General features: G+C 60.8%; 18 protein-coding genes and 1 riboswitch. Of the genes, 9 read left to right on the forward strand and 9 right to left on the reverse strand.

Annotation, left to right across the window (positions count from 1 at the left end; genetic code table 11):
- Positions 1 to 16: 16 nt before the first annotated feature.
- A complete protein-coding gene (gene metH / locus ACIY1O_RS04695) occupies positions 17 to 3790 on the reverse strand; it encodes a methionine synthase (RefSeq protein WP_397473925.1) in 3774 nt (1257 codons plus the stop codon).
- 260 nt (positions 3791 to 4050) lie between these two features.
- Positions 4051 to 4207, forward strand: a riboswitch (cobalamin riboswitch).
- Between the two features lie 193 nt (positions 4208 to 4400).
- Here metH and ACIY1O_RS04700 point away from each other — a divergent pair.
- The 6 genes from ACIY1O_RS04700 to ACIY1O_RS04725 all read left to right on the forward strand — a co-directional run bounded on the left by ACIY1O_RS04700 (position 4401) and on the right by ACIY1O_RS04725 (position 11884).
- Positions 4401 to 6221, forward strand: a complete 1821-nt coding sequence (locus tag ACIY1O_RS04700; RefSeq protein WP_397473926.1) for a TonB-dependent receptor plug domain-containing protein — start codon at positions 4401 to 4403, stop codon at positions 6219 to 6221.
- Between the two features lie 136 nt (positions 6222 to 6357).
- Entirely contained in the window at positions 6358 to 7221 is an 864-nt protein-coding gene (locus tag ACIY1O_RS04705; RefSeq protein WP_397473927.1) for a helical backbone metal receptor, read from the forward strand.
- A gap of 904 nt (positions 7222 to 8125) precedes the next feature.
- Positions 8126 to 8920, forward strand: coding sequence for a thiazole synthase (locus ACIY1O_RS04710; protein WP_397473928.1), 795 nt, complete (start codon positions 8126 to 8128; stop codon positions 8918 to 8920).
- A 27-nt stretch (positions 8921 to 8947) separates the two neighbouring features.
- Positions 8948 to 9757, forward strand: coding sequence for a bifunctional hydroxymethylpyrimidine kinase/phosphomethylpyrimidine kinase (thiD, locus tag ACIY1O_RS04715; RefSeq protein ID WP_397473929.1), 810 nt, complete (start codon positions 8948 to 8950; stop codon positions 9755 to 9757).
- A gap of 87 nt (positions 9758 to 9844) precedes the next feature.
- Complete coding sequence (locus ACIY1O_RS04720) at positions 9845 to 10525, forward strand: protein-L-isoaspartate O-methyltransferase family protein (RefSeq protein ID WP_397473930.1); 681 nt, start codon at positions 9845 to 9847, stop codon at positions 10523 to 10525.
- A gap of 15 nt (positions 10526 to 10540) precedes the next feature.
- A complete protein-coding gene (locus tag ACIY1O_RS04725; RefSeq protein WP_397473931.1) occupies positions 10541 to 11884 on the forward strand; it encodes a TolC family outer membrane protein in 1344 nt (447 codons plus the stop codon).
- On the opposite strand, the gene rfaE2 is transcribed toward ACIY1O_RS04725, so the two are convergent.
- The 6 genes from rfaE2 to ubiE all read right to left on the reverse strand — a co-directional run bounded on the left by rfaE2 (position 11853) and on the right by ubiE (position 17683).
- Positions 11853 to 12329 carry a D-glycero-beta-D-manno-heptose 1-phosphate adenylyltransferase gene (gene rfaE2 / locus ACIY1O_RS04730; RefSeq protein WP_397473932.1) on the reverse strand — a complete coding sequence of 159 codons (477 nt, stop codon included), beginning with the start codon at positions 12327 to 12329 and terminating at the stop codon, positions 11853 to 11855. The genes ACIY1O_RS04725 and rfaE2 overlap by 32 nt on opposite strands.
- Positions 12326 to 13186 carry a ferritin family protein gene (locus ACIY1O_RS04735; RefSeq protein ID WP_397473933.1) on the reverse strand — a complete coding sequence of 287 codons (861 nt, stop codon included), beginning with the start codon at positions 13184 to 13186 and terminating at the stop codon, positions 12326 to 12328. The genes rfaE2 and ACIY1O_RS04735 overlap by 4 nt, the downstream gene beginning before the upstream one ends.
- 134 nt (positions 13187 to 13320) lie before the next feature.
- The gene (ubiB, locus tag ACIY1O_RS04740) at positions 13321 to 14877 is read right to left on the reverse strand and encodes a ubiquinone biosynthesis regulatory protein kinase UbiB (RefSeq protein WP_397473934.1); all 1557 of its coding nucleotides are present in this window, start codon (positions 14875 to 14877) and stop codon (positions 13321 to 13323) included.
- Between the two features lie 2 nt (positions 14878 to 14879).
- Positions 14880 to 15512 carry a ubiquinone biosynthesis accessory factor UbiJ gene (locus tag ACIY1O_RS04745; protein ID WP_397473935.1) on the reverse strand — a complete coding sequence of 211 codons (633 nt, stop codon included), beginning with the start codon at positions 15510 to 15512 and terminating at the stop codon, positions 14880 to 14882.
- 193 nt (positions 15513 to 15705) lie between these two features.
- On the reverse strand, positions 15706 to 16665 hold the full coding sequence (locus ACIY1O_RS04750) for a Tim44 domain-containing protein (RefSeq protein ID WP_397473936.1): 960 nt from the start codon (positions 16663 to 16665) through the stop codon (positions 15706 to 15708).
- Positions 16666 to 16915: 250 nt separating this feature from the next.
- Positions 16916 to 17683: a bifunctional demethylmenaquinone methyltransferase/2-methoxy-6-polyprenyl-1,4-benzoquinol methylase UbiE gene (ubiE, locus tag ACIY1O_RS04755; protein WP_397473937.1), complete on the reverse strand. Its 768-nt coding sequence runs from the start codon at positions 17681 to 17683 to the stop codon at positions 16916 to 16918.
- Between the two features lie 218 nt (positions 17684 to 17901).
- Between ubiE and phoB the strand changes: the two genes are divergently transcribed.
- Both phoB and phoR read left to right on the forward strand, forming a co-directional pair.
- Positions 17902 to 18606 carry a phosphate regulon transcriptional regulator PhoB gene (gene phoB, locus ACIY1O_RS04760; protein WP_397473938.1) on the forward strand — a complete coding sequence of 235 codons (705 nt, stop codon included), beginning with the start codon at positions 17902 to 17904 and terminating at the stop codon, positions 18604 to 18606.
- Positions 18607 to 18648: 42 nt separating this feature from the next.
- On the forward strand, positions 18649 to 19956 hold the full coding sequence (phoR, locus tag ACIY1O_RS04765) for a phosphate regulon sensor histidine kinase PhoR (protein WP_397473939.1): 1308 nt from the start codon (positions 18649 to 18651) through the stop codon (positions 19954 to 19956).
- Between the two features lie 93 nt (positions 19957 to 20049).
- On the opposite strand, the gene ACIY1O_RS04770 is transcribed toward phoR, so the two are convergent.
- Complete coding sequence (locus ACIY1O_RS04770) at positions 20050 to 23997, reverse strand: DUF3683 domain-containing protein (protein WP_397473940.1); 3948 nt, start codon at positions 23995 to 23997, stop codon at positions 20050 to 20052.
- 80 nt (positions 23998 to 24077) lie between these two features.
- A complete protein-coding gene (locus ACIY1O_RS04775; RefSeq protein ID WP_397473941.1) occupies positions 24078 to 24617 on the reverse strand; it encodes a YqaA family protein in 540 nt (179 codons plus the stop codon).
- An 82-nt stretch (positions 24618 to 24699) separates the two neighbouring features.
- On the opposite strand from ACIY1O_RS04775, the gene ilvA reads away from it, so the two are divergent.
- A partial coding sequence (ilvA, locus tag ACIY1O_RS04780) for a threonine ammonia-lyase, biosynthetic (RefSeq protein ID WP_397473942.1) occupies positions 24700 to 25944 on the forward strand: 1245 nt, incomplete at its 3' end.

The raw sequence follows: 25944 nt of genomic DNA on the forward strand, positions 1-25944 counted from the left end.
GCTCCCTATCGAACCGTTAGCGCAGGACGCCGGCCAAACTGCGCCGCACATCGTCTTCGTCGCGCCCGCTGCGCTTGACGTAGTCCTGCAACTGATCGGGCCCGATATGGCCGACGTTGAAATACTGCGACTGAGGGTGGCTGAAATAAAAGCCCGACACGCTCGAAGCCGGGTACATCGCGTAGCCGTCGGTAAGCTGCATGCCGATCTCTTCGGGTTGCATATGCAGGAACATGTCTTTTTTCACCACGTGCTCCGGGCAAGCCGGATAGCCCGGCGCGGGCCGTATGCCCTGGTATTTCTCGGCGATGATATCGGCGTTTTCCAGCGCCTCGTCGGGCACGTAGCCCCATAGGTCGCGCCGAACCCGCGCATGCAGGCATTCGGCAAACCCCTCGGCGAAACGATCAGCCAGCGCCTTGAGCATGATGCTGGAGTAATCGTCGTTGTCATCAAGGAAAGCTTTGTCGTGCTTCTCGATGCCCAGGCCGCCCGTTACGGCGAACATGCCGATGTAGTCGGCGATGCCGGTGTCCTTGGGGGCAATGTAATCGGCCAGGCATTTGTTGTCCACGCCTTCGCGTTTTACCGTCTGCTGGCGTACGTTGCGCCACGTGAACAACACCTCGGAACGCGACTCGTCGCGGTAGATTTCGATGTCTTCGTCATTGACCGTATTGGCCGGATAAAACGCCACCACCCCGCCGGCCTTCAGCCAACGCCCATCGATGATCTTGCGCAGCATGGCCTGACCCTCTTCGAACAGCTTGACCGCCTGCTCGCCCACGATCTTGTCCTGCAAGATGGCCGGGTACTGGCCAAACAAGCTCCACGTCTGGAAGAAGGGCGTCCAGTCTATATAGCGTGCGATCTCGGCCAGATCGTAGTTGGCGAAAGTGCGCCGACCGATGAACTTGGGCCGGGGAGGCACGTAGTTTGTCCAGTCGATCGCGGGCCGCCCGGAACGCGCCTCTTCAAGACTGACCAACGGGGTCTCTTTTCGGTTGGCGTGGCGCTTGCGCACCAGCTCGTATTCCTCGGCAACCTCGGCCAAGTAGGCGTCGCACGAATCGGACATCAGGTTGGTGGCCACGCCTACCGAGCGGCTGGCATCGGGCACATAGATAACAGGACCCTCGTAGTGGGGGGCGATCTTGACTGCGGTGTGAACGCGGCTCGTGGTGGCGCCGCCCACCAGCAAAGGCATATTGCGGCTACGGAAATAGTCGTCGCGCTGCATCTCGGAGGCCACGTAGGCCATTTCTTCAAGACTGGGCGTGATCAGGCCCGACAAGCCCACCATGTCGGCTCCTTCTTCCTTGGCCTTGGCCAGGATATCCGCACAGGGCACCATCACCCCCATGTTCACGACCTCGAAGTTGTTGCACTGCAACACGACGGTGACGATGTTCTTGCCGATGTCGTGGACGTCTCCTTTAACAGTCGCAATAACGATTTTGCCCTTGGCGCGCACGTCTCCGCCCGCTGCGGCGATCTGGCGTTTTTCCTCTTCGATGAAGGGCACCAGATGGGATACGGCCTGCTTCATCACACGCGCCGACTTGACGACCTGGGGAAGAAACATCTTGCCCGCGCCGAACAAGTCGCCCACGACATTCATGCCGTCCATCAACGGCCCTTCGATCACTTGGATGGGGCGTCCGCCTTGATCAAAGATTTTTTGCCGTACCTCTTCGGTATCTTCGACGATGAAGGTCGTGATGCCGTTGACCAAGGCATGCGTAATGCGTTGTTCAACCGAATTCTCGCGCCAGCTAAGGTCTTCTTCCTTGCGCATGCCGGAACCTTTGACGGTATCGGCAAACTCGACCAAGCGTTCCGTGCTGGTTCGTTCATCGTTCGGATCTGTACGGCCGACGGGCTCGGCGCGGTCCAGCACCACATCTTCGACGAGGTCGCGCAGGGTCTTGTCGATGTCTTGATAAACACCCAGTTGGCCGGCGTTGACGATACCCATCGTCAGGCCTTGCTGAATGGCGTAATACAGAAACACCGTATGAATGGCTTCGCGCACCGGCTCATTGCCCCGGAACGAGAAGCTGACGTTCGAGATGCCGCCTGAGATACGCGCATGCGGCAAGTTCTGGGTGATCCAGCCCACCGCGTCGATGAAGTCCATCGCATAATGATTGTGTTCGTCGATGCCTGTGGCGATGGCGAACACGTTGGGGTCGAAAATAATGTCTTCGGGCGGAAAGCCCACTTCCTCAACCAGCAACCTATAGGCTTCACCGCATATTTCTTTGCGCCGCTGCAAAGTATCGGCCTGGCCCTTTTCGTCGAAGGCCATCACCACCACCGCGGCGCCGTACTTGCGGCACAGCCGGGCGTGCTCCAAAAACGCGTCGACACCCTCTTTCATGGAGATCGAGTTGACGACCGGCTTGCCCTGGATACAGCGCAGGCCGGTCTCGATGACCTCCCACTTTGAACTGTCGACCATGATGGGAACACGCGCAATGTCGGGTTCGGATGCCACCAGGTTCAGGAAGCGATGCATGCATGCGGCCGAATCAAGCATCGCCTCATCCATGTTGATATCGATAATCTGTGCGCCGTTTTCCACCTGCTGGCGCGCCACGGCCAGCGCCTCTTCGTACTTTTCTTCGCGGATCAGGCGCAGGAACATCTTGCTGCCGGTGGCGTTGGTGCGCTCCCCCACGTTGATAAACAGCGAATCCGCATCCAGGTTAAGGGCCTCGAGCCCCGACAAGCGCGTACGCACCGGCACCACAGGCACTTCACGCACCGGCAAATGGGCAGTTCTTTCGGCAATGGCCCGAATGTGGTCGGGCGTGGTGCCGCAACAGCCGCCCACCATATTGACCAGGCCGGCACGGGCGAATTCCTCAAGCAACGACGAAGTATCCTCGGGCGTTTCGTCGAAGCCTGTTTCGGCCATGGGGTTAGGCAGGCCTGCGTTGGGATAGACACACAAATAGGTATCACAGATTTTGGACAGCTCTGCAACGTAAGGCCGCATCAACGCCGCGCCCAGCGCGCAGTTAAGGCCGATGGTGACCGGGCGGGCATGCCGCACCGAATTCCAGAACGCTTCGACTGTTTGCCCCGAAAGGATGCGTCCCGATGCATCGGTGACCGTGCCGGAGACCATCACGGGCAGGCGCACTCCCCGCTCTTCAAAAACGCTTTCGATCGCGAAGATGGCAGCCTTGGCGTTCAGCGTGTCGAAAATGGTTTCGAGCAGCACGATGTCAATGCCGCCGTCCAGCAAGCCATTCAACTGCTCGGTATAGGCCACGCGCAGCTCTTCGAACGTTACATTGCGCGCAGCCGGGTCGTTGACGTCGGGCGAAATCGACGCCGTCTTCGGCTGCGGGCCCAAAGCGCCGGCAACGAAACGCGGGCGGTCAGGCGCGCTGAACTCGTCACAGGCTTGACGCGCAAGACGCGCCGATTCCAGATTCAGCTCGTAGGCGATGTCCGCCAGGCCGTAGTCGCCTTGCGCTATGGACGTGGCGCCGAAGGTATTGGTTTCAATGACGTCCGCCCCCGCCTCAAGATACTGGCGGTGAATATTCAGGACCAGATCGGGCCGCACCAACGACAACAGCTCGTTGTTGCCCTTGACGTCCTTGGGATGCTCGGCAAATCGCTCGCCCCGGAACTGCAGTTCGGTGAGCTTCTCCTGCTGGATCATCGTGCCCATGGCGCCGTCCAGTATCAGCATGCGCGATGCCAATAAACGCACGAAATCGGCGCCACGAGTGTAGGAAGACAGGGGATAGGGCAAGGCAGGAAAAGACACGCGGAGATTTACCTAAAGACGATGAGCAGAAAACTGGGGGGCAAGCGCCAAAACGGCTGGAATCAGCGAAATTCAGCGGCTGAAAATCGATGGGCCATTGTATCGGCTTACACCTCTGGACAGGCTCGAAACCACCCTCAGCCGCCAGTGAACACGGCTGGAAAGCCGCGCCGAGACTACAACATGAACAAAATTCATCTTATACATGTGCAATCCTCGCGCTAAAGCGGCGGCCGGCTTGTCGTGGTAAATTTCCGCCAGAAGGTGCTTTCGGCTCGGCGGCCGCTTGGTCCGGCCTCTGTGCTGCGAAAGTTCAATGGGAAACAGACCGCAATGGCGTCGCTCAAGACGCCTCGCGCAATCTGTGCTGCCCCCGCAACGGTACCGTGTCACAACACCAGCCCGACACCAGCCTTCCATGAGCCCATTGCCGCCCCCTTTGCAGACGCACAGCCTGTCAACGGCGCAGTGGTTTATTCCTCCAGGAAGCTCTGAACAACTCGTCGCGAGACGCCTGCATCCCGTCCCGAACCCGGGCGCAGGCTTACCGCTCGAGCCAATCAGAGCCTCTCTAGGCGTGCGGGGACGCACGCCCAGCTCTGGCATCATTATGAACAAAACCTCTCGGGCGCGCGCCTTGGCCGCACTTTCCTTCTGTATCGCCCCGGCGTCCCTCTACGCCCAAAACACGTCCCAGCTCGATACCATCGTTGTCACCCCAGGCCGCATCGCACAGGCGCAGGCCGACGTCGTTGGCGATGTCACGGTGATCGGCCGGGAAGAACTCGCGCAAGCCGGCCAAAATAGCCTGGCCCAGATCCTGTCCCGCCACCACGGCATCCAGTACGACGATTACGGCGGCCCCCAGACCCTCAACAGCATTTTCCTGCGCGGAGCCAACTCCAACCAGACCCTGGTGCTGATCGACGGCGTACGCATCAACAGCTCGATAGGCGGGTACGCCAACTGGAACGCCCTGAACCCGGCCACGATCGAGCGCGTCGAAATATTGCGCGGAGCCGCCAGCAGCCTGTATGGCTCGGACGCCATCGGCGGTGTGGTGAATGTCATTACCCGCCAAGCCGAGGGCGACCAGCCCTTGAGCGCCTACGGCAACTTCGGCGCCGGTTCCTACGGCACGTTCAAGTCCAACGCCGGCCTCTCGGGCGCACAAGACGGCTGGAACTACGCGTTCTCCGCCGGCATGGCCGGCAGCAACGGCTACAGCGCCACGAACCCGGCAGAACGCTTCGGCTACTACCACCCCGATAACGATGGCTATCACCAGCACAGCTTCTCGGGTTCGCTAGGCTACCGCTGGAAGCCGGGCCATCATGTAAACCTTACCGCCTACAACAGCTATATCAACGGCGACTACGACGAATGGGGAACCCACCCCGCCCTGACCGTCACCCGCCAACAAGCCTATACCCTGACCAGCACCGACCAGATCACCGACCGCTGGCAAAGCGTGCTGCGATTCGGCCTGACCAAGGAGACAGGGGAGTCGCTCACGCCCGATTGGTCGAACTTCTACACCAGCCTGCAACGCAGCTATGCTTGGCAGAACAACCTGAAACTGAACGAACAGCAAGACCTTTCGCTGATACTGGAACGATTGGAAGAGAGAATCCGCAGTTCCGACTTCTTTGAGCATGATCGACGCGACACGAATTCCGCCAACTTAATCTGGCGGGGGCATTTCGACCGGCATCACGTACAGGCCAGCGTGCGCAACGACAATATCTCGGGCCACGGCAGCCAGGCCACCGGCTCGCTGGCCTACGACTACGACATCGCGCCCGGCTGGCGCGTGGGCGTCGCGGGCAACACCGGCTTCAAGATGCCCACCATGAGAGAGCTGTACGGCCCCTGGAGCGCCAACCCCGACCTTCAACCCGAAAAGGCCCGCAACATCGAAGCGAGCCTGCGCTATACCTCGGAAGAGTACGAGCTGGGCTTGACGGCCTACCGCAACAAGGTGCGCAACCTCATCAACGCCGACGAAAACTGGATAATGCAGAACATCGACTCCGCCACCCTGCGCGGCGTCAACCTGACCGCCAGCCGCCATTGGGGGAACACCAGCCTGCACGGCGGCTACGACTACCTCGATGCGCGGGACGACGAAACCGGCTTGCGGCTGAGCCGGCGCGCCAAGCATGTCTACCGCATCGGCGCCCAGCACCGCATCGGCCAGCTCGACCTGGGCGCCCAGTACCAGTTCACCGGCCATCGCTACGACGACTCAACCAACACCGTCCGCCTGGGCGGCTACGGCCTGCTCGACCTGACGGCCTCCTATGCCTTCTCGCCGTCGGTGGCGGTGCAGGTACGCTGGAACAACGTGCTGGACAAGGATTACGCCAACGCCCACGGCTACAACATGCCCGGTTCCAACGTATTCGTGAACCTGGCCGTGAAGATGTAAAACCATGCAATCTCCGCGCCACGCTTCGCTCGTTTCCCGTCTCATAAAGACTGGCCGTGGCGCGGACAACCCAGCGAAACCGGCATTCCATACTTCAGGAAAATGTCGAAAGAGGACAAGACACAGACCTTTCCCCTTGATCCGTAGAGCGGCGTTGTGCGTCCTGATGGCCGCCTGCATGCCGGCCATGACGCCGGCCTGGGCGCAAAGCGCCGCGCCCCCCTCCCGCGTCGTGACACTGGCCCCGCACATCACCGAAATGGTGTTCGCCGCCGGCGCCGGCCACGCCCTGGTCGGCACCGTAGTCAGCAGCAATTACCCCCCCGACGCCCGCAACCTGCCCAAAATCGGAGATGGCGCAGCCAGCGTCAACGCTGAAGCGCTGATCCGCCTGAAGCCCGACCTGGTGCTGGCCTGGCAACACACCGGCGCCGTCGCCGCCCTGGCCCCACTATTGCAAAGCATGGGCATCCCTCTCGCGCTCGTCGCCCCTGATCGAATCGCCGACATCCCCGACCAGATCGAAAAACTGGGCAGCCGCCTGGGCACCCCCCAACACGCAAGCCGCAAAGCCGACACCCTGCGCACAACCCTTCATGCACTGGAAAACCAATACGCCAATCGACCAGCACTACGAGTCTTCATAGAAATTGGCCACACGCCCTTGTACGCAGTCGGCCACGACACCATGCTGAACGACGCCCTACGCATCTGCGGCGGCGTCAACATCTTCGACAACAGCCGCTTGGCAGCGCTACCACTGGGCCCCGAACATGTCCTGCAAAAGCATCCCCAGGTCATACTCATCGCCGGCACGACCCCCCTGCAAGAACAACGGGCCAAAGACCGCTGGGCCAAACTAGGCCTCACCCCCGCCGCAGGCACCCATCTGTACGGCATCAACCCGGATGCCCTCTTCCGTCCAGGCCCAAGGCTGATCGAAGCCACAACCGAGATATGCCGCGTCTTGGAACACACTAGAACGCAGCCCGAAGAATAAGCATGCTCCAGACACACCAATAAGCTCAACGTTGAGCAGCTTTAATGCTGAACTATTTATCCTATGCACGGCAGTCAAATATCCAGCGCTTCGGCGTCTCGGCGTCTCGGCGTCTCGGCGTCTCGGCATTTCGGCATTTCGGCATTTCGGCATTTCGGGTTTCGGGTTTCCGGTTTCGGGTTTCGAGTTTCGAGTTTCGAGTTTCGGGATTTCTCAATCTGCAGGTTGTGCCTGTACTGCGGCATCCCTGCAGCGTACGGCGTAGCCAAGCTCACCAAAGCCGTCCCTCGCGTCAACGCCGCTCTCGCACAGCCCGTCAAAGCGATGATCAAAGAGCCGCCGTCGCTCAGCTACTGGATCGTGGCACATCGGCCCGCATGAACAAGAACACGGTCCAGCGCCTCTTTCAGGGTTTCAAGGTACAAGAACTCGGACCATCACCTCTTGCAGAGTTTCAAGGTTTCAAGTTTCCCCAGCTCCAGGCTCGGGGCGCTTCGGCATTTTGGGCGACGTCCGACCAAGCCTCGCACGCGGGTGGTTTTGGGAGGCAAGCCCCCCGCATGTCTGAGCGGCACGCCTGTCGGACCACCGGTCCGACGCCGCGAGTTCGGGGGGCGCCCAAAACCACCTGCGTGCGAGGGAAGCCCGGCAAAGCCGGGCCGCCGGGAGCGGCGCCCAAAATGCCGGAGCGCCCCGAGCCGCCTTAAAGACCCAGCATTCACGCGCCACGCTGCACTCCAGCCCCCGCAGCAATTCCCAGGAGAGCAAGCCCACCCTGCACAAACCCCACCAAATGCATTATCCTTTTACATTGACAGCAGCAAACCTTTCACATACGGCACGCCGGCACCGCATCAACCTGATCGCGCGACATCCCGGCGCCCCAATGCCACACCTCTCGTAAATGACTCATACAGACACCTTCAAGCTCGCCGGCCGCGAATACACCTCACGCCTGCTGGTCGGCACCGGAAAATACAAAGACTTCGAAGAAACCCGCAGCGCCATCCAGGCCAGCGGCGCACAAATCGTCACCGTCGCCATCCGGCGCACCAATATCGGCCAGAATCCCGACGAGCCCAGCCTGCTCGACTTCCTGCCCCCCTCCCGGTACACCATCCTGCCCAACACCGCCGGCTGCTACACCGCCGACGACGCCGTTCGCACCCTGCGCCTGGCGCGCGAGCTGCTCGACGGCCACGACCTCGTCAAGCTCGAAGTGCTGGGCGATCAGAACAACCTCTTCCCCAACATGCCCGAAACACTTCAAGCCGCCAAAACCCTGGTCGAAGACGGCTTCAAGGTCATGGTTTACTGCGCCGACGACCCCATCCAGTGCCGCATGCTCGAAGACATCGGTTGCGTGGCCATCATGCCCCTGGCCTCCCTCATCGGCTCCGGCATGGGAATACTCAACCCCTGGAACCTGCGCCTCATCATCGACCAATCCAACGTGCCGGTGCTCGTCGACGCCGGCGTGGGCACCGCCTCTGATGCCGCCGTCGCCATGGAACTCGGCTGCGACGGCGTCCTGATGAACACCGCCATTGCCGGCGCACGCAATCCAATCCTGATGGCAAGCGCCATGAAAAAAGCCGTTGAAGCCGGCCGCGAAGCACATCTGGCCGGCCGCATGCCACGAAAGTTCTACAGCGCAGACCCCAGTTCGCCCACCGAGGGCCTGATCCAGTCGCGCTAGCAGCCCGACACTCGCATCCAACAACACATGAATCCCAACACCCTTTCCATCGCCGGCGTAGACCCGTCCGGCGGCGCCGGCGTACTGGCCGACGTCAAGGCCATGAGCGCACTGGGCGCCTATGGCATGGCAGTGGTGGCGGCGCTTACCGCCCAGAACACACAGGGCGTCACAGCGATCAGCCCCGTCCCGCACGAGTTTGTCGCTCAACAGATCGACACCCTGTTTGCCGACATCCGCATAGACGCCGTCAAAATAGGCATGCTGGGCCAGCAAGCCGTCACACGCACCGTTGCCGAAAGACTGGCGCACTGGAAGCCCGCCCACATCGTGCTTGACCCGGTCATGATCGCCAAAAGCGGCGATGCCCTGCTCGAGCGAAGCGCCATCGACGAATTGCGAGAAAGCCTGTTGCCACTGGCAACCGTGCTCACCCCCAACCTGCCCGAGGCCGGCGTACTGGTCCAAAGCTCGGCCGCCGACAACCTGCGCGACATGCGCCGGGTCGCAGAAAAGCTGCGCCGCCTGCTCAACCACTCGGGCGAGCGTTGGGTTTTCCTCAAGGGCGGCCACCTGCCAGGGTCCGACACCATCGACGTTCTGCACGATGGCGACCGCATGATAGAACTGCCGGGCCGCCGTATCGACACCCGCAACACCCACGGCACCGGCTGCACACTGTCCGCAGCGCTGGCCGCACTGCTGCCCCAGACCGGCGACCTGCCCGAAGCCGCCCAACAGGCCAAGGCTTATTTAGTGACGGCGATACAGCATGCGGATAAACTTCAGGTTGGCTCGGGACACGGTCCGGTGCATCATTTCCACGCATGGTGGTAGCAGGCCGCGCCAAGCCGCGCGGTGTAACCAAACCACACAGAATCGGTACAATGAGACCAGTTCATTCTTCTTTCTTTACATGACGTTATGACCGCAACCGGACTATCCGACACAGAACTTGCTCGCTTCAACATGATCGAACAGCAAATCCGCCCTTGGCTGGTGCAAGACCACAAGGTGCTGCAGGCTCTGTTCGACGTGCGCCGCGAGCGCTTCGTTCCCCCTCGGATGCGGGCGTTGGCGTTCTCCGACGTCGAGCTTCCGCTTGTCGTCAGTGCTGTCGATACACACGAAACCATGCTCACCCCCAAGGTTGAAGCACGGCTGATCCAAGAACTGCAGCTCGAGCCCACCGATTGCGTGCTCGAGATCGGCACCGGCTCCGGCTACCAGGCCGCCCTTCTCGCTCGATTGGCGCAGCAGGTTACCAGTATCGAAATTGACAGCCGCATCGCCGCCTTCGGCTCTGAAAATCTTAGCCGTAACCAGATCGACAACGTCAAGGTCGAGATAGGCGACGCGCATGCAGGCTGGGGCACCGCAGAATACGATGCCATCCTTTTGACAGGTTCCGTACCCACCGTACCTGACGCCCTCAAGTACCAGCTAAGCATCGGCGGCCGCATGGTCGTCGTGGTCGGCACACAACCCGTCATGACCGCCTGCCGCATCACACGCACCAGCGCCGCCAGCTTCGATACCGAGGGCGTTTTCGACACTGTCATCAAGCCACTGCGCGGTACCGCAGTGTCGCAGTTCAAGTTTTAGATGCTGCGAAGCCCGATGCGCTACCTCGTCGCGGCACTGTGCTTGGCAGCCTGCCTTCCGGCATCCGCCCAAGACCTCCTGTCAATCTGGGCGGCCGCCCTGCAACGCGACCCCCTTTATGCCGCCGCAAGCGCCGGACGCAACGCCGACCAAGAAAGAATCCCCCAGGCTCGCGCCAAGCTGCTGCCTTATGTCACGCTGGATTCAGCCGGGGAAATCGTCGACGTGCGACGCACCCATAACATGCAACACCACGAAACTCAACGCGTCGGACTGTGGGCTCTTACCCTTACCCAGCCGGTCATCGACGTTGGCAGATGGAGCCAGCTTCGACAATCCGAATATATTGCCAGTTCGGCCGACCTGGCCTTGCAGCAAGCCTACCAAGACTTGATATTGCGGGTGTCGCAAGCGTATTTCGACGTCTTGGCAAGCCAAGACACGCTAGAGACCATCCAGGCCCAGAAAAGAGCCGTAGAAACCCAGCTTGAAGCCGCCGAACACGGCTTCCAGCTTGGCGCCACCACTGTCACCGACATCCACGAAGCCCGTTCGCGGCTCGACCTGCTCAACGCCTCCGAAATCGAGGCCCGCAACACCCTTCAGGTGAACGAAGACCAACTCGCCAAAATCATCGGCGAACGCCCGCGTACTTTGTTGGGCCTGGCTTCCGACACCTCTTTACCGCCGCCTTCCCCGGCACGGCTCGAAGACTGGACCGCCCAGTCGTCCCAAGCCAGCCTTGACGTTGCGCGCGCCCACCTGGAAACCCTCATCGTCGAAAAACAGATCGATATCGCCAAAAGCGGCCACTACCCCACGCTAAGCCTCTATGCGCAAACGGGCAGCGCCAGCGACCGCGGCATCTACGGACAGCGCAGCGGGCCGCGCTCGCTCGATTCCGCAGTGGGGCTGCAACTGTCCATACCCATATTCAGCGGCGGGGAAATTTCCTCGCAAGTTCGCGAGCAAACTTCCAGGCTGCAACAAACCCGGTATATCCACGAAGCAGCCAAGCGCCAGGCGGTGCAATCGACGCAGCAGTATTTTTCCGGTGTTACCTCGGGGCTGTCACGCATCGAGGCTCTACGCGCAGCCGAGAAATCAAGCCTTGCGTCGCTTGAGGCCAACCGTACGGGATATGAACTTGGGGTGCGGGTGAACATCGATGTTCTCAACGCCCAACAACAGCTGTACGAAACGCGGCGCGCGCTGTCCCGGGCCCGTTACGACACTCTGATGAACAGCCTGCGCCTGAAAGCCGCCAGCGGCATCCTAAGCGACGAAGACATCGTCGCCATCAACACGCTGCTGGAAGAAAGACCCCTTAGGAACGAATCTTCCGCACAAGCGCAGTAGTCGAGCGCTGGAATTTAAACGGAATCGCCACCGCGCGACCACCCCACGATTCGACCAGCGCCGTTTCAGGCAGCGCCTGCATGTCGTAGTCGCCGCCCTTCACGATAATGTCGGGCCGCAGCTGGGCGATCAGCTCGGCCGGCGTGTCTTCATCAAAGCTGGTCACGAACGAAACACAGCCCAACGCAGCCAGAAGCGCCGCCCGGTCGGCTTCAGTATTAAGCGGCCGGTCGGCGCCTTTTCCGAGACGCCGCACCGAGGCATCAGTATTGACCGCAACCACCAGGGTTGCCCCCAACTGTGCCGCTTCATCAAGATAGCTCGCATGGCCCCGATGCAAAATATCGAAGACCCCGTTGGTGAACACCAGCGGTCGAGCCAAAGCATCGGCCCGGGCGACGCAATCTTCGCGCGTCAGCACCTTGGCTTCGAAGCGGACGCTCATGCGCCGGCCGGCGCCGGCTGGCCCTTGGTCAGGCTCTTGCGATAGCGGTTGAGATCTTGCACGGTATTGAAAGTGGAATCCATCAACAACGACAGGTTGTGCAAGATGCGGGCGCTAACTTTACCTTCCCACTCTTTATCGAAGCAGATCTGGTTGTCGAGCCAGTTTTCCAGCCAGCCCGGGCTGGGCAACTTCGATTGCACCGTGTCGTTCGGGAACATGTCTTTGTTCACGTGCAGGTTCGTCGGATGCAGCGCCTGGGGCGTGCGATGGGCCGATGCCATCAGAACGCCGATCTTGGAAAAAGCCAGGCGGGCGGTTTGTCCGATATCTTGACCCTGGTGCACAAGGGCGCGTTTCATGTAGCGCAGGTAGGCGCCTGCATGACGGGCCTCATCTTGAGCGATGATCTTATAGATCGCCTTGATGACGGGCTCGCTGTGCCAGTCGGCCGCGCGGCGATACCAGTGGTTAAGGCGGATCTCGCCGCAAAAGTGCAGCATCAGCGTCTCGAGCGCCGGAGCCGGATCGAACTCGAAGCGCACTTTATGCAGTTCGGCCTCGGTGGGAACCAGCTCGGGGCGGAAGCGCCGCAAGTATTCGATCAGGGCCAGAGAGTGCTTTTGCTCTTCGTAAAACCAGATCGACATGAAAGCGCAGAAATCGCTGTCATCACGGTTATCGCGCAAGAACATCTCGGTTGCCGGCAAGGCCGCCCACTCGGTGATCGCGTTCATCTTGATCGTGTAGGCCTGCTCGTCCGACAACTTACTTGCTTCGAACTGATCCCAGGGAATATCGGAGCCCATGTTCCAGCGCACCGCTTCCATTGATTTGAACAATTCAGGATAAAGCATAGGAATCTCTCTTCGTTTTCGTGAATCACCTGCGCTGGGAAATCCGCGCAAGCGTTATCGTCAAGCCCGGGTCTTGCCCCGCCAGCATAAAACTTGAACTTGACAAATTCATGCAATAAAGCGTAATACCCAATTCATTGGGCTGCAAGTGCCCAAATTGCAACACCGATTGCCACCGCCACCGTTGCAGCGAACACGATCAGCAGGCGGTTTGTGTGTTCTTGCGCCTTGCGCAAGCGCTGCAGCTCGGCGTGCAATCGGGGCTGTACATCGGGCCGGGCAAGCGCTGCGTACGTAAGGCGCGGCAGTTGAGGCAACATTTGCCCCCATTGCACGGCCTCTTGTTCCAAGCGCTGGCGCAGGCCCGCAAAACCCACCCGCTCTCGCATCCAGCGCTCAAGATAGGGTTTGGCAGTTTTCCAGAGGTCGAGATTGGGGTCTAGTTCGCGCCCCATTCCCTCAACGTTGAGCAGGGTTTTCTGCAGCAGTACCAGTTGAGGCTGAATCTCGACGTTGAAGCGCCGCGAGGTCTGGAACAGGCGCATCAGCACCTGGCCCAGGGATATTTCCGCAAGCGGGCGGTCGAAATAAGGCTCGCACACCGCACGCACCGCGCCTTCAAGCTCTTCTTCGCGCGTTTCGGGCGGCACCCAACCCGACTCGATGTGCAACTGCGCCACTCGCCGGTAGTCTCGCCTGAAGAACGCCAGGAAATTTTGCGCAAGATAGTTTTTGTCGTGTTCCGACAAAGAACCCACAATGCCGAAATCAAGCGCGATGTAGCGTCCGAGCGTATCGGGAGCGTCTGACACATAGATATTACCGGGATGCATGTCGGCATGAAAAAATCCGTCGGTAAATACCTGCATGAAGAAAATCTCGACGCCGGTGCGCGCCAGCAGCTCGATGTCTACTCCGGCATCACGCAACTTGTCGAGCTGGCTGACGGGAATGCCCCGCATCCGCTCCATTGTAAAGACTGTGTTGGAAGTAAGCTCCCAAACCACCTCGGGGACCATCAGCAAATGGTGGCGCCCGGTATCGGGGCCGAAATTGCGCCGCAGCTGGCTGCAATTGGCGGCCTCGCGCATCAGGTCAAGTTCGTCGTGCAGGTATTTATCAAACTCGGCGACCACTTCCCGGGGCTTGAGTCGCCTGCCGTCCGCCACCAGCCTCTGGACCATGCCCGCCAAAATACGCATCAAGGCCAGGTCTTTGTCGATGACCTTGAGCATGCCCGGGCGCAATACTTTCACCGCTACCTCGCGCCCGTCATGCATTACGGCAAAATGCACCTGGGCCACCGACGCGGATGCAACCGGGTCCTTCTCAAAATGCTGGAACAAGGTATGGGGCGAAGCCCCCAGGGCTGCCTCGATGGATGCCGCCGCCTGGTCGGAAGGGAATGGCGGAACACGGTCTTGCAACAACGCCAGCTCGATGGCGACGTCCAGGGGGATAAGGTCGCGACGAGTGGAAAGCACCTGCCCAAACTTGACAAATATAGGCCCCAGGGCTTCGAGCGCCAAGCGCAAGCGTACGCCGCGCGCCATGCGGGGCGGCCGGCCAAACCGCACGATTTTCAGCAGGCTGTAGGCCAGGGGGTGCTTGATGCTGGAAAGCACCAGTTCATCAAGGCGATAGCGCAGACAAACTAAGACAATACGTACAAGGCGGCACAGCGTAAGCATGGTTATGCCCGCCCCGCGCGGACGCCGTACTGCTCTAAACGCTCGACCCGGCGCTCGAGCTGGAGCAGGCGCTGGCCCATGGCATCCAGGCGGCCCCGCCAATCTTCAAAGGCGTACCGCCCCAATACTTGCGGGTTTTCCTCGGCAAGATATTCGCCGACGTTTTCGGCCATTCGTGTTACCGAACGCTCGGCCCCCTTGGCCAGCCCGCGGGCGACGCCCATCAGGCGCACCGCCGCCACATCGCCCACCACCCGCGCAAGATCGTCTTCTGCATCCCAGCGCAAGCCGCGCGCCAGCTCGGATACCACTTGGGCCAAGCCGGCATCGCCCTGGATATGCAGCAGCGCGGTTATCTCATCTGTATCGCCGCGTCGCAATATGGCAGGCACCTGGGCAAGTTTGTCGCCGGGCAGGGTAAGGGTTACGTCGGGAACAATGGCCTGATCAGAGGCTTCGACCAAGCCGTCGGCCCGGATAGACAAGCTGATCTGCCATGGAGCGGCCACAAAACGCACCGACTTGCCCGCGTGACGCTCAAGACGCTCTTTGGCCCAGTCTTCGCGGCGCAACAAGCTGTTGAGCAAACGGGCGCATACCGAAGCTGGGGCGGGTAAAGGCGGAAAAGCGAGCATGAGGAACGGAGACCGCAGTGCTGCGGCAGCCCTTATTAAAGGTATCAGGCCCTAAGTTTAACGGTTTTGGCGATTTGAAGCCGACAGCTCCACTCAGGAAAAAACACTCCAAATAACGCGATGTGCGTATTTGGAGTGCCAGGATGGAAACAGCGCGCGGACACCGCCGCCAAAACGGCCCGCGAAAAGACGATCAGTTTGCCTGCTGACCCGGAATCTGCTGGATGCCGGCCAACAGCCAGCCCGCATTGTCGGCCTTGTAGAGGTTCCAGACCTCTTCGAAGCGGAACGCCTCGGCGCCGGGCGCTTCACGCAGCATGCCCGAGTAGCGCACGCTGGCAAGGTGGCCGCCCGCAACCGGCTCGATGCCCAGGAGTTCCGCATTGAGCAGCACGACCTCGGTATGCTCGGGCCGGCCTTCACGCGCCTGGACCTGGGGACGGAACTCGGCGATCAGGTCGTCGGTAAGGTATTCGCCCAATTGGTCGACGTCGCCGCTGTCCCAGATGCCTTGGATGGCGATGAACTGCTGCTTGGCATTGGCCAGGAACGCAGCGGTGTCGAAGCCCTGCGGGATGAACCAGCCCTCTTGGGGCTGCTGCGCCACCGGGGCCGGCTCTGCGGCCGGCATCGGAGCGGGAGCCGCTGCCGGCGCCGAAGCGGGACGGGACCACTCGGATGCGCCCATGCCTTCGCGCCGCATGCCGCCCGCCGACTGATGTGCGGCGCGGGGGCCGCGCAGACGACGCACGATGAACATGATGGCGAAAATGACCAGGCCGATGAGGATTAGGCTGGACATCATTTCGAGAAAGGCGCCGCCCAGCCCAAGATGGGAAAGCAACGCGGCGATGCCCAAGCCGGCGGCGATGCCGGCCAAAGGCCCGAGAAAACGCGACATGCCGCTTCTGGCGGCCGTACCCGCGGCTGCTGCGCCCGGAGCGGCGGCCGACGAAGCGCTGCGTTGCGTCGTGGTGGCTGCAGGCGGCGCCGCAGCCGCAGGCTGATTCTGGGTTACGCGGGACGACTGCTTGCCGAAGCTTTTGCCGCCTCCGAAACGACGGGCCTCGGCGTCGAAGGAAACAGCCACCATGCCCACAGCGCTGATCGCTATTAGGGCCATGGCCATAAAACGGGAAAACCGTTTATTCATTGAATGCTCCTGTGTGGTCCGCCCGACCTGAAGAACAAGCCGGCAAGGAAGTAAAACGGGTTCGGGTGGGAAAGCAGCCCGCCGGGCCGCACAACTTACGATAACCTGAATATTAACGTAGTTATGATCGTTCGCCCAACAGAAAGTTCCTTTACCCTCTTTGCCGCCGCCCAAGAAGAAAATACGGCGTCCACCCTCGTGGCGAAAGCGGGGTCCACTTATGCAAGAGGCGAATACACTACTGCCGCAGTCAGCCCAGGTTGACGCCTTCGTGCAAGGCCACCAGGCCGGCAGTCAGGTTGAAATAACGTACCCGCGACAGCCCGGCATGGCGCATCATGTCGACAAGCGTCTCTTGATCGGGATGCATGCGGATGGACTCGGCCAGATAACGATAGCTTTCTTCGTCGCCGGCCACCTTCTTGCCCAGCCAAGGCAACACATTGAACGAATACCAGTCGTAGGCGGGAGCCAATGGTTTGGCAACACGAGAGAACTCAAGCACAAGCAATTTGCCGCCCGGCTTGAGCACGCGGCGCATCTCGGCCAGGGCGCGGTCTTTGTGCGTCATGTTGCGCAAACCGAAGGCTACGCTGACGCGATCGAAATAGCCGTCTTGAAACGGCAGCTTCTCGGCATCGCACACGGCGGTGGGCAGAAGCAAGCCCGCATCGACCATGCGGTCGCGCCCCACTCGCAGCATGGAATCGTTGATATCCGTCAACCACACCTGACCGCTGGGGCCCACCCGCTTGGCAAACGCCTTGGACAAATCACCTGTACCGCCGGCGATGTCGAGCACCTTCATGCCGGTGCGAACGTCGGCACGGGCGATGGTAAATGCCTTCCACGCCCGATGCAGGCCGGCCGACATCAGATCATTCATGACGTCGTACTTGGCCGCTACTGAATGAAAGACCTCTGCCACCTTACGCGCCTTTTCAACCTCTTCGACGGTTTGAAAGCCGAAATGGGTGGTGGATTTACCGGAATCGCCGGAGGAGCTTGAATCTTGCATGGCATGGGTGCTTTGGGGTGCTTGGATCAACCATTTTAGATGAAACCCGCACCAGAGGCACAAGAGAGCCGGGTGGACAAATAGCCGCAATCACCGCAAACGCCCACACGCCGCCCCGGAGATTCAGTCAAGCATTCACAAACCTGTAATATTCAAGCCATAAGATGGCATGCAATCCCTCATCCGATCCAGATATTTACCGAGAAGATCCAGAAGCCATGAGCACGACCATCCTAGTCATCGAAGACGAACCGGCCATTCAGGAACTGATTTCCGTCAATCTGAGCTACGCCGGCCATAAGGTATTGCGTGCGTACGACGCCGAACAAGCCCAGATTCTGATCCGCGCAGAGCTGCCTGATCTCATCTTGCTGGACTGGATGCTGCCGGGCGCGTCGGGCATCACCTTGGCCAAGAAGTTGCGCAGCGATGAACGTACCTGCCAGGTTCCGGTCATCATGCTTACCGCCAAGGGAGCCGAACATGACAAGATCGAAGGTCTCGAGGCAGGCGCAGACGACTACATCACCAAGCCGTTCTCGCCCAGGGAACTCATGGCCCGCATCAAGGCTGTTCTGCGAAGACGCGCCCCCCAGCTTACCGACGACATCATAAAAATAGGTACACTGACGCTGGATCCGGCAACCCACCGCGTTAATGGTAATGACCAAAGCCTCTCGTTGGGCCCAACTGAGTTCCGCCTCCTGCACTTTTTCATGACCCACACCGAGCGGGTATTTTCACGCGCCCAACTGCTCGATCAAGTGTGGGGAGACCACGTCTTCGTCGAAGAGCGCACGGTTGACGTACATATCAGGCGGCTGCGCAAAGCGCTGGAGCCCACCGGCCACGACAGCCACGTCGAAACCGTGCGTGGAGCCGGCTACCGGTTTGCCGTGCAACGGCCGGCATACGAAAACTGATCAACACCCAACTGTTACGACCTCAGCTACAACGACCCAAGCATGACAAAAACCCTTATCACGATCTGTCTTTGGGCGTTTGTGGCCTGGATATGCGGCTTATGGGTAAGCCCGGTTGTCGGGTGGTCTATTCTGACATTCGGCCTGGTGAGCATGATTCTGATCAGCGGCATTCAGTTGTCCCAGATATCAAGATGGGTCAAGAACGTCGAAGACCCGCCCCCGCCCTCGATAGGGCCCTGGGACGAAATCCTGGCGCCCATCTACCGCAAGCTGCGCGCCAACCGCCGCGAAATTGATGAGCTGAACCGGCACGTCGACAGCATTATGCTTGCCGCCGGCGCCCTGCCCGACGGAGCAATAACGCTCGACGAAGAAATGGCCGTCACCTGGTGCAATCCGATGGCCTCCGAACATACCGGGCTGAACATGGAGATCGACCGGGGTTTCAGCATCTTCAACATCCTGCGAAGCCCCGAGTTTGCCGACTACGCCCGCAAGGAAGACTGGTCCGAGCCCTTGCTGCTGCATGTCACCCGCGAGGGCCGGGACCGCTCGCTGCTGGTTCAACTTACCCAGTACGGCGTCAACCAGTTCCTTGTCGTTACCCGCGACGTGACGCAGCTGGAAAAACTGGAAACCACACGCCAGGATTTCGTGGCCAACGTATCGCACGAACTGCGCACTCCACTGACCGTGCTTGCAGGCTTTCTGGAGACCCTGCACGATATACCCGCACAATCGATCACCGACGAGCAACGTGAGCAATACCACACCCTCATGACAGACCAGGCCAGGCGCATGCAAGCCATCGTCGACGATTTGCTCACGCTCTCCACGCTCGAGTCGTCGCCATCAAGCCAAGGCGTGCCCGTAAAAGTCAGCAACCTGATCGACATTGCCTTGCAACGCGCGCACAGCTTGTCCAAGGACCAGCATGTGTTTGTGGAAAACGTGAACACCGAGCTGTACGTAACCGGCATTGAATCAGAGCTTGCTTCCGGTATCGAAAACCTGCTTACCAATGCCGTGCGCTACACGCCCAAGGACGGCACCATCACCGTAAGCTGGTACCTGACTGAATCCGGCACTGCTTGCTATTCGGTTCAGGACACCGGCATCGGCATCGCCGCCCATGACCTGTCTCGACTGACCGAACGCTTTTATCGCGTCGACCGTGGCCGCTCGCGCGCCACTGGCGGCACCGGCCTGGGCCTGGCCATCACCAAGCACGTCGCCATGCGCCACGACGCCGAACTGAATATCCGCAGCCGCCTGGGCGCCGGCAGCTTGTTCTCGTTAGAGTTTCCCGCATCGCGGGTGGCCGCCCCAGACGAATCAATGGCCTGAGCCAGGCAGCCGGCCACGCCGCGTGCCGACAATCGCCCAAGGGCCGGCCTGCCCCGGCCACCAATGATGTGGCGGCCGCAACAGCTTCTGGCTTTAGACTAGAACGCGCTCTATCCCGCCCCCGTTCGCCTGCTTCACGTAGTCTTCCATCCAGGTTTCGCCCAATATATGGCGAGCCATCTCGACCACGATGTAATCGGCGTCCATGCCCGTATCGCCTTGAAAGCGCGCAAGCCCCTGCAGGCATGACGGACAGGAAGTCAGCATCTTGACCTCGCCCTGGTAGCCATCGGTTCGCAAAGCGGATTCATTCTTGGCCAGCTCTTCGCGCTTGCGGAAACGCACCTGGGTCGAGACGTCGGGACGCGAAACGGCCAAAGTGCCCGATTCACCGCAGCAGCGGTCGGTGCGGATGGCGCCATCGCCCACCAGGGACTTGACCGTTTTCATGGGGTCTTGCAGCTTCAGGGGCGTATGGCATGGATCGTGATACATGTAGCGAACGCCTGTGGCCCCTTCGAGCCGTATGCCTTTTTCGAGCAGGTACTCGTGGATGTCGATCAGGCGGCAGCCGGGGAAGATCTTGTCGAACTCGTACCCCGCCAACTGGTCGTAGCACGTGCCGCAGCTGACCACCACGGTCTTGATGTCCAGATAATTAAGCGTGGTGGCCATGCGATGGAACAGCACCCGGTTATCGGTGATGATCTTCTCGGCCTTGTCATTCATGCCGTTGCCGCGCTGGGGATAGCCGCAGCACAGATAGCCCGGGGGCAGAACAGTTTGAACGCCGGCATGCCACAGCATGGCCTGGGTAGCCAGGCCTACTTGAGAGAACAGGCGCTCGGAGCCGCAACCCGGAAAATAAAACACGGCTTCGGTATCGTGCGAGGTAGTGGCCGGATCACGGATGATCGGCACGTATTCGGGGTCTTCGATGTCAAGCAGCTTACGGGCCGTTTGCTTGGGCAGACCGCCCGGCATCTTGCGATTGACGAAATGAATGACCTGCTCGCGGATGGGCGCTTTGCCGACCGTGGCCGGAGGGTGCTCGACCTGCTTGCGCGACGGCGCAGCCAGAAGATTGTGGGCCAGGCGCTGGGCCTTGTAGCCCACATCGATCATGGCAGTGCGCGTAGCCTTGATGACACGAGGGTCTTTGGCATTAAGGAAGAACATGGCGGCGGTCGTACCGGGATTGAACGACTTCTTGCCCATGCGCCGCAGCAACGCCCGCATCTCCATGGAAACGTCGCCAAAATCGATATCCACAGGGCAAGGGTTGTAGCACTTGTGGCAGATGGTGCAGTGGTCGGCCACGTCTTCGAACTCGCCCCAATGCTTCAGGCTCACGCCGCGTCGAGTTTGCTCTTCATATAAAAAGGCCTCGATCAGCAACGAGGTGGCCAGAATCTTGTTGCGCGGTGAATAAAGCAGGTTCGCCCGTGGAACGTGGGTGGCACAGACGGGCTTGCACTTTCCACAACGCAGGCAGTCTTTGATGGCCGATGATATGGCGCCGATCTCGCTTTGCTGCATGATCAGCGATTCATGCCCGAGCAGATTGAAACTGGGGGTCCAGGCGTGGCGCAGATCAGCCCCCGGCATCAGCTTGCCGGCATTGAAGCGGCCCTGCGGGTCGATCCGCTGTTTGTAATCCTGGAAAGGCTGGAGCTCTTCTTGCGTAAGAAACTCGTACTTGGTCAGCCCGATGCCATGCTCGCCGGAAATGACGCCATCCAGGTCGCGGGCGATCTTCATGATGCGCGCCACGGTCTCGTTGGCTTCGCGCAGCATCTCGTAGTCGTCGGAGTTGACGGGAATGTTGGTGTGCACGTTGCCATCGCCGGCATGCATGTGCAAAGCGACAAACACCCGGCTGCGCAAGACCCGGTCGTGGATGGCCTGGATTTCGGCGAGCACGGCGGCGCAATCGGCGCCGGCGAAATATCGCTCCATCAGCGCGCGCACCTCGGTCTTCCAGGAGATGCGTATAGTGTGGTCTTGCACCACGTCGAAAACATGGGCATCGGGCTGCTTCGCCACGCGGGCCGCCAGCGTGCGATGCTCGATGTCTTCAAGGCCCAGATCCTGCATGCGCCCAAGGCTTTCGTGCAATGGCTCGTCGAGGTTCAGCAAAAGCCAGTTCCAGCGCTCGCGCACCGCACGCAAGGTGGCGACCGCATCGCGCACGCGCTCTTGCAGAATATCTTCGCGGGTGTGTTCGGCGTCGTCGTGATCTTCGGTTTTGCCCACCGGCAGCTCACCCGAAGTAAGAAACAGCTCGAGCTGGTCCAGCAGGCGCAGCTTGTTGCGGGTGGACAGCTCGATGTTGATGCGTTCGATCGCGTCGGTATATTCACCCATGCGATCAAGCGGAATAACCACGTCTTCGTTGATCTTGAAGGCATTGGTGTGGCGCGCGATTGCGGCGGTACGCGCCCGGTCGAGCCAAAAACGCTTGCGCGCCTCGGCACTGACTGCAACAAAACCTTCGCCATGGCGGGTATTGGCAATGCGCACCACCTCGCTGGCGGCGGCGGCCACCGCGTCGGGGTCATCTCCGACAATATCGCCGAACAAGGCCATTTTGGGGAAACCGCCCCGCTTGCTTTTCGTTGAGTAGTCCACTGCACGCAGATAGCGCTCGTCGAGATGCTCGAGGCCGGCCAGAATCGCGCCCATGCGCCGCCCTTCAGTATCGAGATAATTCTTGACCTCGACAATGGATGGAATAGCATCGCGAGCCTGGCCGAAGAATTCGAGGCAGACGGTGCGGGTATGCACGGGCATGCGGTGCAATATCCAGCGTGCCGATGTGATGAGGCCGTCGCAGCCTTCTTTTTGGATGCCCGGCAAACCCGCGAGGAATTTGTCGGTAACGTCTTTGCCCAAGCCCGCCTTGCGGAAGCGGGCGCCCTCGATAACCAGGGTTTCGCTGCGCAAGGGCCGGGTTCCCGGAGGCTGGGCGCCGTCGAACCACTCGAGCTTGAAGGTGGCATGGGGGGCATCGTGGATCTTGCCCAGGTTGTGATCCAGGCGGCTGACCTCAAGCCAGTTCCCATCGGGATCGACCATGCGCCACCATGACAGATTGTCAAGCGCTGTGCCCCACAGTACGGCCTTCTTGCCCCCCGCATTCATGGCAACGTTGCCGCCGACACAAGAAGCGTCCGCCGACGTAGGGTCGACGGCGAACACGAAACCGGCCGCCTCGGCGGCCTCTGCCACGCGCCGGGTGACCACGCCCGCGCCCGCCCAAACCGTGGTAACCGGCTCGTCGTGCCCGGGCATGGGGACCGCCTCGACTTCGCCCAGGGTATCAAGCTTCTCGGTGTTGATGACGGCCGAACGCCAGGTGAGCGGAATGGCCCCGCCCGTGTAACCCGTACCGCCGCCGCGAGGAATGATGGTGAGGTCAAGCGAGATACAGGCCCGCACCAATGCGGCGATTTCGTCCTCGGAATCGGGCGTAAGCACCACGAACGGGTACTCGACCCGCCAATCGGTGGCGTCGGTTACGTGGGACACGCGCGATAGGCCATCGAACTTGATGTTGTCTTTGGCCGTAACCCGGGACAAACGCTTCATGACCTTCTTGCGCAGCACCGCGGTAAGCTCGAACTCGGATTCGAACTGGGCCAGTGCGCCTTGCGCAGCCTGCAGCAGTCGGGCGACCCGCTCGTCACGCTCGGAGGCGTCGGCCTGCCGCCGCTTGTCGATCTCGCCCAGGCGATGACGCAGCGCCTCGATCAGCGCATGCAGACGCTTGGGGCTGTGCAGCAGGTCGTCTTGCAAATATGGGTTGCGCCTGACCACCCATATATCGCCCAGCACCTCGAAAAGCATACGGGCCGATCGACCCGTGCGCCGCTCAGAGCGCAGATCGGTCAGCCACTGCCAGGCTTCTTCGCCCAGGAGACGGCACACGATCTCGCGATCAGAGAACGAGGTGTAGTTGTAGGGGATTTCGCGCAAGCGGGGCGCATCCGCCGACTGAGCATTGGCGGCAAGCAATTGACTGGCGAGAGGGGCGTTCATGGCAATGGAAAAAGAAACCTGGCTGGTGACCGGTAAGTTTACTTCATCGCCGCCGCAGGTTTACCCCGAACCGCTACGGGTCAGCCGTTGATCGCCTCAGGAAAGAACCACAGCAATGCGCCCGTCATGATCACGTAGCGCAGGAACTTGCCAAGCGCCATAAAGAAAACAGACGGCCAGAACGGCAGCTTGAGCCAGCCCCCCACCACGCACAAGGGATCGCCGATGATGGGCAGCCAGGAGAAGAACAATGCGGCGGGCCCAAATCTGTGCACCCAAGCACTGACCTGGCGATGCCAGCGCCCGGCCGACTTGCGCCGCTGAGACTCGACGTCGAGGTGACCGTGTTTTTCGCGCCAGCGTTCGTAGCCTTTTTCGGCGCCCAGCCCCATGGCGTAGCTGATGATGCCGCCCAATGTATTGCCCAGCGTGGCAACCAGCACGGCCGGCCAGAACATATGGGGGGATAGCTTGACGTAGCCGAACACCGCCGGCTCTGAACCCAGCGGCAGAATGGTGGCGGAGACCAGGCTGACTATGAAGATGGCGCTAAGCCCGACCCGAGGCAAAGCCAGGGCCGCCAGCAACCAATGAATCGAAGATCGCAGCCAGGCTTCCATAGCGCGTAAGTGTAGCGCTGTTTCAAGCCGTTTGATCGCTGTGATATTCTTGCCTCACGCAATCCTCAGGCCCGCTCTTTCCATGTCCAACGACTACCTCAAGCGCATCCTCAACTCAAAAGTTTACGACGTCGCCGTCGAGTCCCCCCTCGAATCCGCCCCTCTCATTTCAGCCCGCATCCACAACAAGGTCTGGCTCAAGCGCGAAGATACTCAGGAAGTCTTCAGTTTCAAGCTGCGCGGCGCCTACAACAAAATGGCCAATCTTGGGCCGGCCGAGCTCAAGCGCGGCGTCATCGCCGCCTCGGCCGGCAACCATGCCCAAGGGGTGGCCCTTTCCGCCAGGCGGCTGGGCTGCCGCGCGGTCATCGTCATGCCGACCACCACGCCGCGCCTCAAGATCGACGCTGTCGAGGCCCTGGGCGGCGAGACCGTACTGGTCGGCGACAGCTATTCAGACGCCTACCAGCACGCCATGCAGCTGGAAAAGAAAGACAAGCTCACCTTCGTCCACCCCTTCGACGACCCCGACGTCATCGCGGGCCAGGGCACGGTGGGCATGGAAATCCTCCGCCAGCACTCCGGCCCCATCGACGCGGTCTTCGTACCCATCGGCGGCGGCGGCCTGATCGCCGGCGTAGCCGCCTATATCAAGCAGCTACGTCCGGAAACGCGGGTCATCGGCGTGCAGACGGTCGATTCCAACGCCATGATGCGCAGCGTCAAGGCCGGTCGCCGGGTGGAACTGAACGACGTCGGGCTATTCTCGGACGGCACCGCAGTCAAGCTGGTGGGAAGCGAAACCTTCAAGCTGGCCCGCCAGTACGTCGATGACTTCGTCGCCGTCGACACCGACGCCATCTGCGCCGCCATCAAGGATGTCTTCCAGGACACGCGCAGCGTGCTCGAGCCCGCGGGCGCTCTGTCACTGGCCGGAGCCAAGCTTTACGCGGCGCAGAACAAATGGAAGAACAAGACCCTGGTGGCCATCACCAGCGGCGCCAACATGAATTTCGACCGGCTGCGCTTCGTGGCCGACCGGGCCGACGTCGGCGAAGCGCGTGAAGCGATTTTTGCGCTGACCATCCCAGAAGAGCGCGGCAGCTTCCGCAACTTATGCGAGGCCCTGGGCAAGCGCAGTGTCACTGAATTCAATTACCGCATTTCCGACGCCGCGCGTGCCCACGTGTTCGTGGGCGTGCAGATCAATTCCGCCGGCGAGCCCGAGAAGCTGGCGGCCATGTTCCGGAAAAAAGGCCTGGACACCCTCGACCTGACCGGAAATGAACTGGCCAAGACCCACCTGCGCTACATGGTGGGGGGGCGG

It is taken from the genome of Pusillimonas sp., from assembly GCF_044464525.1.
GTDB lineage: Bacteria > Pseudomonadota > Gammaproteobacteria > Burkholderiales > Burkholderiaceae_B > Pusillimonas.

Excerpts from the sequence above, each read along its gene's own strand:
- ACIY1O_RS04700 (WP_397473926.1), top strand. The coding sequence starts at position 4,401 with ATGAACAAAACCTCTCGGGCGCGCGCCTTGGCCGCACTTTCCTTCTGT.
- thiD (WP_397473929.1), top strand. The coding sequence starts at position 8,948 with ATGAATCCCAACACCCTTTCCATCGCCGGCGTAGACCCGTCCGGCGGC.
- phoB (WP_397473938.1), top strand. The coding sequence starts at position 17,902 with ATGAGCACGACCATCCTAGTCATCGAAGACGAACCGGCCATTCAGGAA.
- rfaE2 (WP_397473932.1), bottom strand. The coding sequence starts at position 12,329 with ATGAGCGTCCGCTTCGAAGCCAAGGTGCTGACGCGCGAAGATTGCGTC.
- phoR (WP_397473939.1), top strand. The coding sequence starts at position 18,649 with ATGACAAAAACCCTTATCACGATCTGTCTTTGGGCGTTTGTGGCCTGG.
- ACIY1O_RS04735 (WP_397473933.1), bottom strand. The coding sequence starts at position 13,186 with ATGCTTTATCCTGAATTGTTCAAATCAATGGAAGCGGTGCGCTGGAAC.
- ACIY1O_RS04725 (WP_397473931.1), top strand. The coding sequence starts at position 10,541 with ATGCGCTACCTCGTCGCGGCACTGTGCTTGGCAGCCTGCCTTCCGGCA.
- ACIY1O_RS04750 (WP_397473936.1), bottom strand. The coding sequence starts at position 16,665 with ATGAATAAACGGTTTTCCCGTTTTATGGCCATGGCCCTAATAGCGATC.
- ubiE (WP_397473937.1), bottom strand. The coding sequence starts at position 17,683 with ATGCAAGATTCAAGCTCCTCCGGCGATTCCGGTAAATCCACCACCCAT.
- ACIY1O_RS04710 (WP_397473928.1), top strand. The coding sequence starts at position 8,126 with ATGACTCATACAGACACCTTCAAGCTCGCCGGCCGCGAATACACCTCA.
- ACIY1O_RS04775 (WP_397473941.1), bottom strand. The coding sequence starts at position 24,617 with ATGGAAGCCTGGCTGCGATCTTCGATTCATTGGTTGCTGGCGGCCCTG.
- ubiB (WP_397473934.1), bottom strand. The coding sequence starts at position 14,877 with ATGCTTACGCTGTGCCGCCTTGTACGTATTGTCTTAGTTTGTCTGCGC.
- ACIY1O_RS04770 (WP_397473940.1), bottom strand. The coding sequence starts at position 23,997 with ATGAACGCCCCTCTCGCCAGTCAATTGCTTGCCGCCAATGCTCAGTCG.
- ACIY1O_RS04720 (WP_397473930.1), top strand. The coding sequence starts at position 9,845 with ATGACCGCAACCGGACTATCCGACACAGAACTTGCTCGCTTCAACATG.
- ACIY1O_RS04745 (WP_397473935.1), bottom strand. The coding sequence starts at position 15,512 with ATGCTCGCTTTTCCGCCTTTACCCGCCCCAGCTTCGGTATGCGCCCGT.